The sequence below is a fragment of the Pseudomonas fluorescens genome (assembly GCF_002837185.1).
Taxonomy (GTDB): domain Bacteria; phylum Pseudomonadota; class Gammaproteobacteria; order Pseudomonadales; family Pseudomonadaceae; genus Aquipseudomonas; species Aquipseudomonas fluorescens_AM.
Genome location: NZ_KZ478016.1, coordinates 1 through 17,253, shown reverse-complemented (window position 1 = coordinate 17,253; position 17,253 = coordinate 1). Strand labels below are relative to the sequence as shown.

Annotated in this window: 10 protein-coding genes and 1 pseudogene; 1 reads left to right on the top strand and 10 read right to left on the bottom strand. The window is 60.0% G+C overall.

The annotated features are described in order from the left end of the window. Positions 1-10: 10 nt before the first annotated feature. Complete coding sequence (locus tag CIB54_RS22245; RefSeq protein WP_010446480.1) at positions 11-379, bottom strand: response regulator; 369 nt, start codon at positions 377-379, stop codon at positions 11-13. A 9-nt stretch (positions 380-388) separates the two neighbouring features. Continuing rightward, a pseudogene (locus tag CIB54_RS22240) lies at positions 389-1,339 on the bottom strand (methyl-accepting chemotaxis protein); the annotation flags it as partial. A 521-nt stretch (positions 1,340-1,860) separates the two neighbouring features. Here CIB54_RS22240 and CIB54_RS22235 point away from each other — a divergent pair. Then, positions 1,861-2,925 carry an alpha/beta hydrolase gene (locus CIB54_RS22235; RefSeq protein ID WP_101220974.1) on the top strand — a complete coding sequence of 355 codons (1,065 nt, stop codon included), beginning with the start codon at positions 1,861-1,863 and terminating at the stop codon, positions 2,923-2,925. A 58-nt stretch (positions 2,926-2,983) separates the two neighbouring features. On the opposite strand, the gene CIB54_RS22230 is transcribed toward CIB54_RS22235, so the two are convergent. The 8 genes from CIB54_RS22230 to tssA all read right to left on the bottom strand — a co-directional run bounded on the left by CIB54_RS22230 (position 2,984) and on the right by tssA (position 17,166). After that, positions 2,984-8,161, bottom strand: coding sequence for a dermonecrotic toxin domain-containing protein (locus CIB54_RS22230; RefSeq protein ID WP_101220973.1), 5,178 nt, complete (start codon positions 8,159-8,161; stop codon positions 2,984-2,986). 111 nt (positions 8,162-8,272) lie between these two features. After that, entirely contained in the window at positions 8,273-10,297 is a 2,025-nt protein-coding gene (locus CIB54_RS22225; RefSeq protein WP_101220972.1) for a M3 family metallopeptidase, read from the bottom strand. Positions 10,298-10,636: 339 nt separating this feature from the next. Beyond that, on the bottom strand, positions 10,637-11,761 hold the full coding sequence (locus CIB54_RS22220) for an OmpA family protein (RefSeq protein WP_101220971.1): 1,125 nt from the start codon (positions 11,759-11,761) through the stop codon (positions 10,637-10,639). A 23-nt stretch (positions 11,762-11,784) separates the two neighbouring features. Beyond that, positions 11,785-12,225: a type VI secretion system baseplate subunit TssE gene (gene tssE / locus CIB54_RS22215; RefSeq protein WP_101220970.1), complete on the bottom strand. Its 441-nt coding sequence runs from the start codon at positions 12,223-12,225 to the stop codon at positions 11,785-11,787. 3 nt (positions 12,226-12,228) lie between these two features. Continuing rightward, complete coding sequence (tssJ, locus tag CIB54_RS22210; protein WP_065952861.1) at positions 12,229-12,753, bottom strand: type VI secretion system lipoprotein TssJ; 525 nt, start codon at positions 12,751-12,753, stop codon at positions 12,229-12,231. Continuing rightward, positions 12,734-13,831, bottom strand: a complete 1,098-nt coding sequence (tssG, locus tag CIB54_RS22205; protein ID WP_065952862.1) for a type VI secretion system baseplate subunit TssG — start codon at positions 13,829-13,831, stop codon at positions 12,734-12,736. The genes tssJ and tssG overlap by 20 nt, the downstream gene beginning before the upstream one ends. Beyond that, complete coding sequence (tssF, locus tag CIB54_RS22200; RefSeq protein ID WP_101220969.1) at positions 13,795-15,564, bottom strand: type VI secretion system baseplate subunit TssF; 1,770 nt, start codon at positions 15,562-15,564, stop codon at positions 13,795-13,797. The genes tssG and tssF overlap by 37 nt, the downstream gene beginning before the upstream one ends. Before the next feature lie 24 nt (positions 15,565-15,588). Then, positions 15,589-17,166, bottom strand: coding sequence for a type VI secretion system protein TssA (gene tssA, locus CIB54_RS22195; RefSeq protein WP_101220968.1), 1,578 nt, complete (start codon positions 17,164-17,166; stop codon positions 15,589-15,591). Positions 17,167-17,253: the final 87 nt, after the last annotated feature.

Genomic DNA, 17,253 nt, shown 5'->3' with positions numbered 1-17,253 from the left:
CGCCGGAGAGTCAAGGCAGGATCAGCTTGGATACGGCTGCCAGCATTTGCGCCGGCTGGAACGGCTTGACCACCCACGCCTTGGCGCCGGCGGCCTGGCCCTCGGCCTTCTTCGATTCCTGGGACTCGGTGGTCAGCATGATGATCGGGGTGAACTTGTAATTGGCCAGCTTCTTGACCTCCTTGACGAAGGTGATGCCGTCCATGTTGGGCATGTTCACGTCGCTGATGATCAAGTGCACTTTCTGCCCGGTCAGCTTGCTCAGGGCATCCTTGCCGTCGCTGGCCTCGATGACGTCGTAGCCGGCGCTTTTCAAGGCGATGCCGACCACTTGCCGCACGCTGCTCGAGTCGTCGACCACTAATACATTCTTTGCCATGGTGTGCTCCTAAAAGAAGGTGATGTCTTGAGAGTTCTGCTGCGCGGGCGCCACTCCGTGATGCAGGCGCCGTTGCTCGTCGGTGGCGTAGGTGGCTTCCATCCGCGCGAGCCACTGCCGGGCATCGACGCCCACCGCCTGGCCCGGCGCCTGGCTGGCTTGCAGGAGGTGGTCATGCAAGGCCTGCATGTTGTCTCGCACGTGGCTGAGGATCTGGCTGACCCGGTCCTGGAATTGCAGGCTGACCAGCACTTCGGTCATCTCATCACGGATGCCGTAGCTTTCCTGCTTGAGCAGGTCGGCAGATTCGGCCAGGCGCCCGGTGATGTTCTGGAAGCGCTCGAGCACGCGTTGAATGCTGTTTTCGGACTCGGCCACCGAGTGGCTGTCCTGGTCGGCACTGCTGGACGCGGCCTGCACCAATTGCGTGATGGCGTTATTGATGATGTCGACCTTGGCCGACATCTGCTGGCCGGTTTCACTGGATTTGTTCGACAGGCTGCGCACCGCATCGGCCACCACCGCAAAGCCGCGCCCTGCCTCACCGGCCCGCGCCGCCTCGATGGCGGCGTTGAGGGCCAGCAGGTTGGTCTGCGCGGCAATCGCCGCCACGTCGGCGGCCATGGCCCGCAGTTCCTTGGTATAGGCGGTGAGGCTGCGGACCTGGGCCAGGGTCTGGTCACGGCTGGTCTGAGTGGCCTTGAGCGAGTTGATCACCTGGCTCAGTTCGCTGTCACTGCGCGCCAGCACCTCAAGCGCGCCATCGGCGGACTGCCCATCCAGTTCACCGGCAGCCTGCTGCGATGCCTGTACCGTTTCCTGCAATCGTGCGGCGATCCCGGTGAAACGGTTGGCCAGGCTTACAATCGCTTCTTCGGTCTGATGCCGCGAGCTTTCCACCTGCTTGGCCCAGATCGGCATGGCGCCCAGCAACACTTCATCGAGCTGTGCGCGAGAAGCCGCGCCGTTGTGCGCCGCGTCCACAGTTGACTGATCCGCCTGCGCCCGCGACACCGCGCGCAACACAGCCTTGCGCTGTGAATTTGTGCTCCAGGCACAGGCCCCCAGACCAAGCAACACCAGTACCGCACACGCCACCAGGTTGGCCGTGGAGGCTGATTGCAACAGCAACCACACAACGCCAGGCACTACCGGGATAAGAGCAAACCAGCAAAAACGCGGATGACCAGGAAGGGGAATGCGGACGGATTGACGCTGGGTCATGAGTTCGATCCTTGAACAGTGTTGCGGATATAGGCGACATAGGGGTTATCTGCCCAGCGCCTCGCAACTTTAGAATCCTGATATGCCTTCCGTCTGCTTTATGACCATTGGATGACCTGCCAGGGTGTCCGAGCCCCTGTGCACTGAACAAAGAGGGAATCTGGCGTGGGCGCAGAATGGAACGAAACATGAAGCCTGCCGCTCACTACAGTGTGGCCGCTTCGCGTTCATCAGCCGACGCAGCATGAGGAGATACCGTGTCCACTTCCAAACTGACCTCGCGTGTTCTCACTACCCCCCGCCATACGACGCACTATGTAGAGATGGGGCCGGTCGATGGTACATTGATGGTGTTCCTGCACGGTTGGCCGCAGCTCAGCCTGATCTGGCGCGCACAGATACACGCATTCGCTGCACAAGGTTGGCACTGCGTTGCACCTGACATGCGCGGTTATGGTAGTTCTTCTGCACCCGCGCCCACTGATGCGTACACCATCGAAAACATCGTGGCCGACATGGCAGAGCTTCATGACCATCTCGGTGGCATGCCCGCCATTTGGGTGGGCCACGATTGGGGCAGCGTGGTGGCGGGTGAACTGGTCGCGCATGAACCTCAGCGCAGCCGCGGTGTTGTATTGGTTTCGGTGCCGTACTTCCCCACCACTAACGCCTTGCCGACGCTCGTGCCGCTCGTTGACCGCTCGATCTATCCGGCGGACAAGTATCCGGACGGTCAATGGGATTATTACCGCTACTACACCACGCACTTTACGTGCGCTGTCGCTGATCTGGATGCGGATAAAGCCGCATCGCTGGCGTCGATTTATCGACGAGGCGACCCGGCGAGTATCGGCAAGATTGCAGCCAATGCCGAAGTGACCCGCAAAGGCGGGCGGTTTGGCCAAGCGCACCGGGCTCCCCTCACCCAGCCAGACCTTGCGCTCTGGCCGCAGGCAGACTTCGCTGAATGGGTGCGCAATTTCCAGGCGCATGGTTTCCGCGCGCCCTGCGCGTGGTATTTAAACGACGATGCCAACATTGCGTATGCCCACCGGGCGTGCAACGGCGGCCTTTTGTCATTGCCAGTCCTGTTTGTGAACGGTGATTACGATCAGATGAACACCATCAACGGTAATCAGCTGGGCGATCCAATGCGAGCGGCCTGCACAGATCTCAGCGTGACAAGCCTGCCCGGCGGGCATTGGTTGCCGGTGGAGTGCAAGATAGAACTCGTTGAAGCCATAAGCACCTGGCTACGCAAGCTCGACTTGGCCAACCAGGGTGCTCACGACGCACCGATCACCGGCCGGCGCAACCTGTAATCGCTGAACGCAAGGCCTTGGTCCCAGGATGCCGGTGGCAGGTCACGGCGGGCGAAAACTATATTTTCTTTCGACGTCCCAGCTGTGCAACCAGATAGGCGACGGAGTCGGCGTTGTTAAGTACCGTCAGGATGCGTTTAAGCGGATCAGTACGGAAAACGCGCCGCGCATCGCCGAGGGTTTGGGTGCCTGTGACAGTGAGTAGCCTGTCGAGTACAGGCTGTGTTGACGTGCCCGTGGCAGGGTCTGTTTTGAGGCCGGTGGCAATATCGACAACCTGGAACAACTCCTGAGTCGGGGTGTTGAGCGACAGTCTTGAAAGCTGGCGGTTTTCCAGGGCCGCTTTAGTGTGACTGCCCGTAGCGGTCTGGGGATCAATCAGGTCATGAAAGGGATGGGTGGACTGCACGTAAGCCAAGTCCAACGTCGCACATACATGATGAGTGATTTCGTGAATGAGGGTGGTCGCACGGGCATGGACGTTGACGTAGAACGGCTTTATCAACAGGTGACTGTATTTCAGACCCGGATTGAAAAATGCTTCGGTCAAGTACAGCAATTGAAGCGGGTCGGGGACAACCGTAAAGGCCAACACCTTGTAGGCGCCCGTCTGGGCCGGCATGCGGGAGTACCCAATGACAAATCGGGTTGAGTCCGGCGAGGCCAGGGAAGGTTCCATCAGCGCGCTGCACACCTTGTCGACAATCTCCTGAATTTTTTCAAGGTGTTCGACCTCAAGCGTCTGCAAACCAAAAAACGTTTTGATCTGTTTGGCCAGTTCAGGTGCAGCAAGGGGGGTGTGTGCGAGCAGGCGCAAATTTTCCTGGGCGTTCGTTGCATAGAATGTTGCCAAGGCGAGTGCCTCGGTGATCATCAACGACTCCTGCGTGTAAAGCGCTCGAATCTCGCGCATGCCGCTGGCCACTATATTCATACTGGGGCGCGCAAATGGCTCGGAGTAGAAGCGATTGGTCAGTCGCGCAATGGCTCGTCGCCCCGTCAGCAATGGGTCAGTGCTACTGAGCATCCATTGTTGTGCGTTGCTGTGCACCACCGGACCGACTTCTCCACTGCCGGTGATGCGCCAACCCAGGCCATGCTTGATGACTTGGTAGACTTTCCCTGCCACCGCCGCGTAGTAGTGGTTGGAGGCTGATCGGTAGAGATTGAGTGAGGTGTCTTTGATCAGGCTGGCCAGGCTCGGCTCAAGGACTTCGAAACGCTGGAGCCGGGTGCGTGGCGCAGCGGTAATGTCCAGCGCCGGCCAGGACACCACAGAGGTCACGGGTGTGGCAGGCGGCGGCATGGGCTCGGGTGCCGAGGATGGGCCGCCCTCTGAAACAAGCGGCATGGAATCGCGCAAACCGACCAGCAAGGCGACCCCGCCGATGAAATGACCCAGCGCTTCATGCCATTGGTGTCCCTGCAGTTCTTCGGCAGAAGCCTTGAACAGTTTATAGCTCTGCCAGACCACCACGGGGTAAGCCAGTTTACCGGCAAAAAACACAATGGCCTGCTGCACCCCCTCGGAGAATACGGCCTTGGCGGTGTCCCAGGCAGCGTCTGCATCAGCCGTTTTCTGGCAGCCCAGCAGCGTTGCCAGCAGCTCGACATTGTCGTTGAACAACTGTTTGAACAGAGGCGCATTGACGGGGTTGCATGCCAGCTGAAGGGTGTTACTGGCTTGGGGATGCTCCAGTGCGCTTGTCAGTGCTGTGTGGTCAACGGTCGGGACCACCAGCCGAACCCAACGCTGTAAGGCGCCGCAGGCTATCAACTCAGCACGCAGGGCGGCCTCACCGGTATATTCCTTGAGGGTGTAGCCTGGACTATAGGGGGCATAAAGGACTTGAGGCCCCTCGTCACCCGAGGCGCAACCGATCAAATAAGCCCCGGGAATCCTGATGGTTTTCTTCCCGGCATCGACCAACAGTTCCAGCGGGCGGATCATGGCGTTGGCGTTCACCACTGTCGCACGGGCGATCGCATCGGGCATGTCCATGATCTGTTGAATGAGCCCGAAGGCCGCCGGTGAAAGCTGGCCTTGTAACGTCATGCCGTGAGCGTATTGCATCAGTTGCCACGGCAGCTGCTTGGCAAATCGCGTAGAGCGTCGCTCAACGTCCGGGCTGGCCGGGCCCAGTACGGATTGGATGTACGTTTGGTAAGCCGTGTTGATGTTCAGCGCCCGTATCCGCGTTTTCAGCGTCTGCGCAGCCAGGGTGGGTGGCAACGGCGTTGTACCGATGCTGGCGAACAGAGGCACCTCATCGTTCCAATACGATTGATGACTCAAGGCATAGCCCAGCAGCGACTGGTTGCGCGCAGGCGTACCGCCCTGCGCCGGCAGCCCGACTTCGATTTCATCCGGTGTGACGCTGTCCTGATCGTCAAGGTCCTTCAGTAAGGTGCTGAGCTTCTTGCGCGTGAACTGAGCCAGTGAGTCGATCCCGTGCAGGTAATCCTGATTGTCGGTGACATTATTTCGATACTGCTCCAACAATTCGGCATGGAGCTGTTGATCCACAGCACTGGCATTGCCTAAGCCTTGCAAACCCTGTTGCACGATCATCGACTGGACCATGTCCCTGGCACGCCGCACGTTAGTGGGCGCCAGGTTTTGTGTGGCTTGAACCTGCCAGAGCTTACGCAACTGGTCGACCGACAGGTTCATGGACAGGATTTGCGCCAGTTCACGGTCTTTTTGTTGAGCACAGGTACGTTGCAAGTGCTCGACGAGGTTGTCTTCGATCAGTTCCAGGGAGCTGAGTGCATAACTCGGCTGTGAATCCCAGTCCGGTTGCGCCAGGTTCGCCAGGAACACCTGTCGTTCATCCGGGAGCGCCAGGCGTCGGTCCATTTCTGCTTTGAAGTGATTCAATGAGTAGAAACTTTCCAGGCCCAACGCGGGTGTCCATAGCAGCGAGCGACCGCAGTATTGAGGGTCAAGCCCGCCACGCTCGGTCAGCACGAAACAGTTATTGAGTAGCAGCGAGGTGTCCTGCCCGGCAGGTGCGACCCGCAAAAAAAACGCATCAGGGCGGAACCCGTTGACACTCAGGCGCAAGTCCCTGGCGTAAATCCCCAGAGTGCTCAAGAGCACGGCGTAGTCGAGGGGTAATAAAGCCTTGTTCCAAAGCCTGCATTGCATTTCCCCTGTCAAGCCCATCTCCATTGCTCTTCTCAGCAAGAGCTCCATGTTGGGGTAGACGCTGTGGGTTCTGCGCAGATACTGCTTGAAACCGCCGACCGCGCTGTCGATCAGCGAATTGAACGCAGTGATGTCCATGCCTGAGATCCTGGTGGCGGGTTTGTCAGGAACGGTTGAGTAGACGTGGGTGTTCAGCGGATCGATGAGTGGACCCATTTCGCCACATAAGCGCGCCAGGAAATAGTCGACCATGCTGCTGGATGACAGCAGTTGAGGTTTGTCAGTATCACTTGAAGGGTTGCTGTAGTGGCGTACCGAGAGGCACGCGGCCTGCAGGTGCGCCTGTTTGATAGCGTGCAGCTTGGTGTTGAGATAAGTGGTGGCAGAACGCTCCAGCGAGGGCCGCAACGCTACGTGTTGTTCGAGGTCGGCGCTGACGTTTTCAAGTAGATGCGCAGTGGTGCGCAACGCAGCAAGCGTTGGCGGAACGCTGGGTTCGGTCGCCGTTGCAGTCCAGGTGTCGGCCAGTTGGGTACTCCAGCGGCCCATGGGTTCGAAGGTGCGTAAGTGGGGGGCAATCATGCCACGCACATCCAGCACATGATCGACCAGGGCGTTGAGGTCCATCGTGCCCCGGCTCAGGCGATACTGATCAAGGGCGTATTCCAGGTTGCGACCTTGTTTTTCGATGATGCCCTCCATGATGCGTTGGAAAATAACCCCGGTGATCGGGGCTGTGGTGACGTCGCAGGCCAGCAGGTCGACTTCGTTATAGCGCTCCGGCCTGGACAGATGATTTCTCCAGGCATCGGCATGCTGGCGGGGGTTGAGATCATCAAGAAGTTGGGTTTTGAGTGTACCCAGGTCGGTAAACGATTGCAGGCCTTGGTGAGGGGTATAGAGCAGCCAGGGCGAGCCATCGTCGCTCTTGTTACTGCTGATGATGAGTGTGCCCGCCAGCTCGGCGGCGGACTGTCCAGGCTCGCTCAGCAGCGCCTTTTCAACATCAAGCGCGGGAGCAAGCGTTGTCGCGGGCAGCGCAGCCTTGAGCGGCAAGGCCTGCAGTTGCAGGCGCTGGTCAACCGTTATGGTAGTTTGCTGTTGTTGCTCCAGCGCTACCGTGAAGAAGGCATTGGCCATGGCACTGGTAAACAGTTGTAGCCGCGACGACCCGGTGGCAGCCGGCAGCGTCCAGAATGTCTTGGGCTGTTGCTTCATATGCGCTTTCAAGCCCCGGGCCAATCCTTGCACTGATACGTCCCAACGCAACTGATCATCAGCCGCCTGAGTGGGCTGCTGGGTGGCAGGGACGCGTTGGGGATTGTAGTAGCGCCGGGTTTCACCGGCAGGCCAGCCATTGGCGACGAAATACCTGAGGACGGTTTCGCTCAGGGTGCGGGTGGTGGTGTGTCGGGACGTTGGCGTATCAAAGTTAACTGATTCGCTGGATGCGTCGATGACATCACTCTGCACGTGGATTTGACGCTGGTCGACACCCGCAAAAGACTGCGCCAATTCAGCGCAAATGTACTCATCCAGCAGAGAAGTGAAACTGGGCAGCAGGAGCAGCTCCTCACGCATCAAACGAGCATTTTCGCGCAGGTTGTTGGAGAGAGTCGTATGTTGTGCCTCGAAGACAGCGCCGGCCACGGTATGTGTGGTAATCGTCAGGGCCGCAGTGGGCGTCAGGGTCACCTGCTGGGAGATGGAAAGGTAGTCAAGCAACGCTTGGCGCTGCGACGCGTCTTTGAGCCATGCACCTAGTTGCGTCTTGAGGGCTTCGTGGCTTCCCAGCTTTTCCAGACCCCGGGCGGGTGTATAGAGAACAACCCCGCCTTCTGGGGCGGGGCTCATGACGAATGCACCCGCCAATTCAATAGCCGGGTGAGCGTGCAGGTTCAGTTGCAGGGTCTGGACGTGCATCGGCGCTTTTTGTGCCCGGCGCAAAGCATCGGTGGCCAGATAAACGCAATCGAACCAGTCAAGGTCCTTGAGGGTAAAATTGCGTGTGCGTTGGCGCTCGCTCAGTTGCGTGCGATCGGTTTGGGTTTCGCTGAAAAAATAAGGTGGGTGGTCAGTGGCCATTGAATGCTCTCCATGCCGCATTGGCTGCCGAGGTGAGCAGCGGTGAGTGATCTGAAAAGATCACTCTGGCGTTTCAAGTGTCAGCCGTGGCGCTATATATGCAGGAGCGATTCAGGCTCCGGTGGAATGCTCGACACATCGCTCGCCTTCACCCCGAAAAAGCGCAAGCGAGCTCAACAACGTACGGGTATCGCCCTCGGTGATGAACAGGTCACGGAAAGCTTTACCGGTCTCTGAGTTGAATAGGCCATCACGCTCAAACCGCTCAAAAGCCTGGCGGGCCAGAACACCGGACCACTTGTAGGAATACAGTTTGGCCCCATAGCTGCCCATCGGCTGTTCGAAGCTGTTGATCGGACGGGCGCCATCAGGCCACTGCAAATGCCCGACTTCAACGTTGGCCTGGGTGAATACTTCATGAGGTGTGCGCCCGTCGCCATAGGTACGGTGCAAATCGAAATCGACCAGGCCCGTGAGCAAAATACTGGCGGTTTCCTGACTGGTCTGGGTGTGAACGAATCGGCTCATTTGAGTCGCCATTTTGTCAGGCAAGGGTTCTCCCGTGTGCAAATGGCCAGATAGATAGATCAGGAACGACGGAGTAAAGCAGAACTGCTCCAGCACTTGGCCGAAGAATTCCGTCGCATCATGGCTTAATTGGGCCATACCCGAAATCGCCCGGTAGGGGGCGGCGGTCAACAGGTGCTGCAGGCAGTGGCCGAACTCATGCAATAAGACCCTCAATTGCAGATGATCGAGCAAGCAGGGCTCGGTCCCAGTCGGTCGTGGCAACTGGCTGCGTAGCACGGCTATGGGCCGTTGTGGGCGCCCCTCGGCAGTCATTCGGTGATTGCGCAAACCCATGGCGGCGCCAACCTCGCCGCCCACCACGCGCCGATAACAGTCAATAAACAAATGTCCAATCGGCGCCGAGTACTCCCTGAGCTCAAATACCCGCACATCCGGGTGCCAGGTTTCTACAGTGGTCTGTTCAATCAGCTCAACGCCGAACAGCGTTTTGGTGAACGTGCACAAGCGTTGCAGCACCGTGTCCAACGGGAAGTAATTGCGCACTTGATCCTGGGAGACGCCAGCCACGTCCTGGCGAATTTTTTCCGCAAAATAGCTGAGGTCCCAGGGTTCCAGAGCATCGACCCCCCGCTGCGCGGCATAACGTTGCAGTTGTTGCGCCTCATGGGCAAATGTCGGGCGTGCCTGATCAACCTGGTGGTGCAAAAATGCAATGACCTCATCGGTCGTCTCCGCCATTTGTTCCACCAGCGCCAGTTCGGCGAAGTTGGCATAGCCCAGCAATTGTGCTTTCTGGTGACGACTGTCGAGCAACACTGTCAGAATCGGTTCATTGTCGGTGGCAATGGCGTCAGGACCGGTGTCCACGGCACGGCTGTAATATGCCACCATCATGTCCTGGCGCAAGGCTCGATGCTCGGCGTAGCTCATCACATCCCGAAAGGATTGCTCGGAAAGGGTTAATAACCAGCCATCCAGACCTGCGTCCCGAGCCGCGACCTCCATGCGTGCCAGGGTGGCGTCAGGCAGTCCGCTCAGCAGCGTCTTGTCTTGAATGTGCTTGCGCCATGCGTCGCCGGAGTCACTCACACGGCGCAGGAACTCCTGACTGAACTCATCGATTTGCCGGTTCAACGCTTTCAGAAGCAGCTGTTTCTCAGGAGAAAGATCAAGACCCGCCACGTGGTACTTGCGCAAGATTTTACGCAACGTACTGTGGCGTTGTTCATTGAAGAGGGCCGCGATCGGGCTGTCGGCAAGTTGCCGGTGAAGCTGATACAGATCGTTGTTCCCGGCCAACTCGGCTTTGTACTGCATTGCCAGCTCATAACTGCGGTGTGATGCCTGCTTCCAAGTCGCCTCTTGGGGAATAGAGTCAAGCAGTTCAATAACTTTGAGAACGCCATCCAGGCGAGCCTCCAACGCCTCCACCGCCTGCACCAGATCGTCCCAGGTGGGGAATGGCGCCTGGCTGGCAATGATCGTGGAGGTGGTGCTGCGGCTTTCAGTGATGATCTGCTCAATGGCAGGCACCAAGTGTTCAGCCCGGATGGCTGAGAACGGGGGCAAGTCGTAGGGCTGTAGCAGTGGATTGCTTTCAGACATGAAGTCACTCTTCAAAGGTAGCTGTTGAAGCCGCCAGCCTAGGCAATGAATGATCGTTGGAGGAATAGATAGATATGAGCAACGCCATAGCGCGGGGTAGCGGATACCGCGTGATGCTCAAGCACGTCACGCAGGGCGTCACATGTCCTTGGACGCTCACAAGCCATCTATCCCATCGAATACATTTGAATTCCAAGAACATAAATGTGTTCGATGGACAGCGTTGCGCAGCGCTTGCAGGCACGCCCTTGTCACTGTGCTCACCGGTGCAAAAAGCAAGTCAGCATAACGGGGCCGCTGCTACAGTCAGGCTATAAAGATGAACACTTGCGCCGCCCTTTATGATTGACCACTCTCCCCCGCCAATGCGGTCTGCTCACAGGCTCCAACCTGTGGCACCAGCTGGATATCCACACGCCGATTAGCGGTACGTCCAGCCTCGGTCGCATTGCTGGCGATCGGCTGATTGTCCGCCAAGCCCTGCACCGCGAAACAACTGTCGGCGATGTCGCCCATCTGCTGCATCCAGTCGCGCACGGCTGAGGCGCGGGCGTGGGACAGGGCCAGGTTTTGCTCCATAACTCCGGTCGCATCGGTGTGCCCGGCGATCACGATCAGCCAGCCCGGTTGGGCTTTGATACCGACCAGGGCATTGATCAGTACTTTGGTCGAGCCAGGCTTCAGGGTTGCGCTGCCGGCATCGAACAGCGACAGGCTGTCCAATCGCACGGGTTCGGGCATGAGGGGTGGAGGGGCTTGATGTGTCAGCCATGTCCGCCAACCGAGTCCCGCGAGCAAGGCGATAATCAGCGTCCCGGCAAATAACCATAAGGCCAGGCGCCGCCTGCGTGGCTCCACGTCAGGGGGCGGCAGGATCACCACAGGTGTCACCCATGTCGGCGTTATCGCCCTAACGGGAGCCAGCACCCTTTCGCCCGATGCATAGCTTTGTTCAAGGCGCTGGATCAGGCTGCCCACCTGGTGGCGCAGAGCCTGCAATGTCAGCAGAGGATTAGCGCCCTGAGGAAGTAAACGCGCATGCAAACGTGCCAGTTCGGTGTCCAGTTGAACCAGCGCGGGCACACTGTGGGCGGTCATCGCCACGCTGCGCATCAGCAGTTGCAGTTGATCGAACAGCCACCCCAACAGGTCCAGGCGCACTGACGCCATCGACGGCCACAGGCCTGCCCACTCGCGGCTCAGGGCTTCGAGCAACACCACGCCTTGGGTGATGCCCTCCAGCCCATGACGCTGACCGCGTGCCAAGGTGTAAAAACACGCGGTCTGAAGGTCGGCGCCATTGTGTTGGAACAGCGCCAGGCAGCTTTGCTCCACCTTGGCCCAGTCCACATCCGGGCAGGCAGGATGGCTGAGCTTGGCCAGCTCATCGCGCACTACTGTAAATTCACTGAAGCCGCGCGGATCACCGCCGACTCGAATACGCATCTCAAACAACGCTGTCATCAGGCTTCCCTTCCGTTATAGGTTCAAGGCTTGGTCAGGTACTGCTGTCGCTTCAAGTGGCGTACCAGCACTTTGCCCTCGGGCGCCAGGGTGGTGCCGAAGCTCACGTGCTGCCCATCCTTGAGTTGCGCGTCCAGGGCGTACTCCAAGTGCCCCGGCAGCGTCTGGGGCTGCAGGGCGATGGCGACCGCCGCCAGACGCGGTTCGTACTTGAGCAAGGTGGCGGTCATGGTGCCGATCAAACCATGGGCGGTGGCGGGCAACCCCTGCAGGATCAAGCCCATGTCCGGCAGCCCGTAATCGGGCAGATGGCTGAGCGCACCGGCACGGCTATTGAGGATGCGCTGCAGGTTGTCCAGCACCGACAGGGCGTGCTGGTCCTCCTCGCTGACGCGATGCAAGTCCAACTCACCGTCGAAATTTTGCAGCAGCCTTTCGTACAGCGAGGGGTTGTACTCGGTCATGGCTCAGTCCTTTACCAAGGGCCGCAGGGTCAAGCGGTTATCCCCCAGCTCGATAACCCGCGCCCGGTCCGGGTCCAGGTCATCGCGGGTCAACGTCAGGCGCCAGGTGTTCAATTGGGTATCGGGGCTGCGAAACAACGCCACCACCGTGACGAACTGAGCGTCCTTGTCCATCGGTACGTTCAACTGGGCGCCCTCCTCGGGTTTTACCACCACCGAGCGTTTGTCCAACAAGGCGCTCGCCAGCAGTTGATTGTCATCGCCCAACAGCCCGTCGTATGTTGCCTGCTCTACCGCTTTGCTGTCGCGCAGTTGGTACACCCGCACCAGGGTCGGCACCGACAAGGCGCTCATGTCCGTGGCGGCGGTGTTGAGCGCCGTGCGTGCACTGAAATCCAGGTGCAGGGTTTTCACCTGCTTGTAGAAGATCGCCTTGGCGGTGGATGCCGTGCCATCCGCGACGGTCTGGGCCAGACCACACCCGCCGAGCGCCGCGAACATCACCAGACTAAAAATGGTACGCAACATGCTGTGTTTCTCTGTTGTGGGGATTAATCGAAAGGCCTTGGTAGCGGCCCAGGTTGATCGTGAGCGTGTCGTGTTCCGCCACCTGCCAGGCATCGCTTCCCAAACCCAGCACCCCGGTCATGCCGAGCCGAATAGGTGCTTGCCCCAACACCGGTGCGGGCAGGCTGTGCACTGGCAATGACAACTGCAGTTTCGCCGTGCAGCGCCACCCGAGGTACACGCGTAGCAGCACCAGCAGGTCGCTGTACAACTCACCACCGGGCAACCAGCCGCTGGCTTCCTGCGTGTCTTCGGTGTAGAGCGTCAGCCGCAGTTGGCTGTTGGCATCCAAGCCGACGCTGCCCAACGGCGTCCCCTGGGACAAACTGACTGGCCGTTGGCGGGAAAGGCTGGCCGGCTGTTCCAGCGCAATTCTCAGTGGCCAATGCGGGGTCACCTGCGCCTGGGTGTTGGGCGCCAGCAACTTGACCAGCGCAGTGATGCCCTCAGCATTGCGCGTGGGCAGGCGCATCACACTGAGCAGGGCCAGAAAGCGCGAGACCGGCGTGGCGATCTGCTGGGCGGTGCCCGGAATGCCCAGGCCGATCAGGCCCAACAGGCATTGCGAGGTGGCATCAGTGCCGCCTGCTTCGAACGTCGCCGGGTAGGAATACTTGCGCCAGATCCGGTAGAACTGAGTGAAGATCCGGTGGTTGAAAATATCCAGGAAGGCTTCCAACGCTTCATGCCCTTCCCGGCGCTGCGCGATGTCATCCAGAAACACCGTCGGCATCGGCGAGTCGACCCCGTACAACCCGAGCAGACGCGTGCGTATGGTTGCCGGGCGCTCCGGGTGAGCGTCATCGGTTTCAATCGCCTTCAACTCGCTGGCCGGAAAGCCCATGCCCGGATCGGGCCGAAAGCGCACGGCGTCATCGGCCGGGTGCGCGGTGCTGCCCAAGGGCGGGTGATCGGGCAAAGCCTGTTCCAGCAACTGGCAAAAGCGGTACAGGTTAGCCTCAGCCACTTGGTCCTGCAGGGCGTCGAGCAGACCGTCGGCTTTCAGCCGGGAATACGCTGACTGTGGTTCTCGTTCCATCGCAGGCACTTTCCAGTAGGTTGCAGGATCAGCGTGAGCTGGGTGTACAGATGAATGTCGGCATACAAGGAGAAGAAGCGATTGAGCATCTCGCCGAACAGGCTGATGTCGCCCTCCCCTGAAAAGCCATTGGCATCCAGGGTGATTTCGATATCCACCCCGCGCAGCAGAAAGCCTTTCTCGAAACGCTGCACCAAATGATGTTTGACCTCGACAATCGCCGCCAGACGACGGCGATTGAGCTCGCTGCCGGTCCAGTCGTACAGCGCCAGGGTGCCGCGCAGCACCTCGGCGTTGTCGAGCATCGGCAGGAAGTTCGAGCCCAAGTGACTGAGCACCCGCCAGTGAAAGCGGTCGCGGTTCGGTGGGTAGCACGGCAAGGTCGGCGCACACAGGTTGCGCACGCGCAAACCGGACTGGGTGGACTGCACCACCGTATCGAGCAAAGTGCTTTGCAGCGCCTTGCGCGGCAACTGGCCGTGGGTGCCGGTCAAGCGCAACGACAGGCTTTCGCGCTCGCACAGGCGGTCCTTGTCAAAGCCCTCGCCGCCCAGAATCAGCCAAGTGTCATGCAGGCCATTCGCTGCGCGCTTCAGGCGTGTATGAAAGTAGCGTTCCGGGGCATCAAAGCGCAGCATGCCGCCCTTGTGGCGAAAGCTGGTGAACGGCACATAGTCTTGCCGTTCGGCGTTCCTCGACGCGGTGACCCGGTCCACCGAATAGATCTCCGTATGGCCGTCCTGCAGGCGCATCGGACGCAGGAGATAGTCGGCTTGCAAGGGCGCCAGGGTCAACGGGTCGGCCTCCAGCGCAAACAAATTAATCACCGGTACCGCGTGCAAGCGGATGTGTTCGCTGTTCAAGTCGAAGTTGGCCGGCCAAGGTTCACGCAACACCACTTCAAGCTCGAACCAGGCGGTACCGGGTGCAATCTTCAACTGCTCCAAGCCACACAAGGTCACGAACATGAATTTTTCACGAAAGCTGAAATATTCCAACAACAGCTGGTAACCGCTGAAGGCGCTGTCACCCTTGGGCCACAGCCGGTCTTCATCGGCAAATCCCTTGGGTGCAAAATGCGCGGTCAGTGGCTGGCGTTCGGTCTGGCCGGGCCAGCGCACATACAGCGCTTGCGCATTCAAGGTCAGCGCCTGATGCAACGCACTGGCCAGCGGCGCATCGGCATTCAGGTACAGCGGCAAACGGCTGAGATCGATCAGGCTCCAGTCCGTCAACGCCCCACAGGCAAAGCGCAGGCGCAACACCGAGCGACCATCCATTTCATGACCGCGCCCCACCGACTCCAACGCCAGCGGTCGCAGGGTCACGTCCTGGGTGGTGGTGTAACGGCAACGGGTGCGTTGTGGCCCGATGGGTTGCGACAGCACCTCAAAGCCCTGAGCGATCAACTCGCTGCGCTTCATCTGCGCAAGGTCGGGCACCAGTTCGACCACCGAAAGCGACGGAATGGTGCGCAAGTAATGCGGCCACAGCAGGCTGACCAGGCCTTCGGTCAGCTCCGGCAGGTCATCGTCGAGCTTTTCCCGCAGACGACCCATCAGGAAGGCGAAGCCCTCGAACAGGCGCTCCACATAGGGATCCTGTGCGCCCGGTTTGTCCAGGTTGAGCTGCGCGGCCCGGTCCGGGAACGCGTCCGCGAACTCCTTGCCGGCCTCGCGCAGGTAGCGCATTTCGGCATCGAAATAGCGCAGTGTCAGATTGTCCATGCTCACAGAAAGAATCCCGATGTAGGAGGGTTAGCCGCAAAGCACTGCGGCGCGGACCGGATCGATGGCTACCAGCGCCGCCAGCAAAGCTTCCATGCGCCGCGCCAGGGTGGGTTTGTCGGCGTCATTGCGCTGGGCTTTGACCCGCAGCAGTTTGAGCAGGCGCGCCTTGACCTCGAAACTCAGCTCCGGCTCCCACTCGGCCAAGGCCTGGCGTTGCGCCGTGGCGTCCAGTTCGGCCAACAGATGGATGGCCAGGTCGCTCTTGCTGTACTGCTCGGCTACCCGCGCCATCAACAGGCGCAACAACCAGCGTTGGCGCCCGGTGTGGATACCAGGGCGTGCGGCCAGCCAGGCCAGTGCCTGATCCACGCCGTCGCTGTCAGCCTGGGCCACGGCCTCGCCTTCCAGGGACAGGATGTCGGTATCGCCAGTGGCCGGTGCCGCCGAGGGTACGGGTAACCAAGGCTGGGGCTGGTTGCCGCTGACGTGCTGGGCAATCCACTCGCGGGTGGTTTCGTCGGCAAACGGGCTGCCGTCGCTCCAGCACAGCACGTCCAGACCCGGCAGGCGCTCAAGGAACATGCCCAGGTCACGCTTGGCGATATCGGCCCAGCGATCCTGCGGCGCGGGTTGTTTGCTCAGCGCCTGATACAGGTACCACTGCAAGTCCAGCCAGAAATGGTTCACGCCCTCGGAATAGATCCGCTCGACCTGCTCGATCAACTCCGCCCAGTTCTGTTGCAGGTACAAACGTTTGAGCAGCGCCCGATAGTCTCCACGCGGTGGTGTCAGGCGCGTGTTGTTGTTCGTATCCTGCGGTGGGGCCTGATGCACCGTGTCCCAACGCAAGCTTTTCATCAGGCGGTGAGCCGCCAGCCAGCCCAAAGGTTGGTCACGCAGGTACCCCGCCAAGGCCCGGCCGCTGTCCAACAGGTCGCGCCCGGACTTGATCTGCGGCGCTGGCGCCTGTGCAGTCGCATCATGGCTGGCAGTATTCTGCGGCACCAAGGCGTCCATGCCACCGGACTGCGCCAACCTCGCGGACAGGGCGGCATACAGGGGCTCCAAATGTGGACGCTGCTCCTGCGGCCACGCACCCAGCCCGCGCTCCAGCCAGGCGAGTGCTGCGGCAGTGCGCTCGGCCTCGGCCTTGACCACTTCCGGGTACAGCGACAGCGTGTCCAGCATCTTGGCGCCGGCCAACCATTCCAGGGCCATCTTGCGGCTGTTGGGGCGGATGGGCAGCACTGCGTCGGCAAAGCGTTCCACCAGCGCTGCCAGCAGGCTCAGGCCGTCGGCCAGACCGACTTCACCGTCCTTGTGTAAGCGTGCCCACAGGTAATAGGTGGCAACGCGCAGGTCCTTGCAGCTGTGGATCAGCAGCTTCTGCGCCAGTTGGGCCACCTGCTCGGCATCGGCGCCCGAGAGCTTGTTGACCTCTTCACGCATGCGCAGGAAGTCATCGTCGTAGCCGGGGTCTTCGCCGACAGGGGAGTCGGTGCTGATGGGTTGCAGCCAGGGTTGCCAGTGGGCGGCTTGCTCGCGGGCGACGGACAATGCGTCGCGTTCGCCGAGGCAGCGGGCGATCACAGTGCGCAGGCTCATGGGAAACTCCCGTTTTGCGCATAGGGCATATCAACGGTGTTCTCGCTGAGAAATATCTGAGCGGGCAACTTGAAGCTCCTCAACTTG